Origin of the sequence: Proteiniphilum sp. UBA5384, from assembly GCF_002410825.1 — a bacterium.
Classification (GTDB): Bacteria; Bacteroidota; Bacteroidia; order Bacteroidales; family Dysgonomonadaceae; genus Proteiniphilum.
Genome location: NZ_DHOS01000013.1, coordinates 12,816 through 13,188 on the forward strand (window position 1 = coordinate 12,816; position 373 = coordinate 13,188).

The 373-nt window shown below is 52.5% G+C and carries 1 protein-coding gene; it reads right to left on the minus strand.

The window, feature by feature from the left end; genetic code table 11:
- Window positions 1–356, minus strand: a 356-nt coding sequence (locus B4G81_RS04535) for a family 20 glycosylhydrolase (protein ID WP_294080559.1), incomplete at its 3' end; no start/stop codon positions are given.
- Between the last annotated feature and the right edge of the window lie 17 nt (window positions 357–373).

The window sequence follows — 373 nt, forward strand, 5'->3', positions numbered from 1 at the left end:
CAAAAAGAAACTCCGCCGGTCAGTTTGAGGCTGGGAAACTCGTAGACACTTTCAATAGGAGCAAAGGCGCTATCCCATTTACGTCCCGAGGTATGGGATTCGTGCTGTACAAAATCGAAATAAAGAGGTATCCTCGGGCAGAGTATGGTGCCGTAACCCATGGTGAGGGCTTTTTCCAGCAGCTGGGGCTGATCGTGTCTCCACCACATCACCCGTGTGTTGTTTGCCGGAAGTCCGGCAGTGACCACTTCATCCCATCCGATCACTGTCTTGCCCAGGACCTTCACGGAGTCTGCCATGCGCTGCAGGAAATAGTGTTCCACCTCTACCAGGTCTTCCAGTCCTTCCTTTTTCATGAGTGAACGGACTTCCG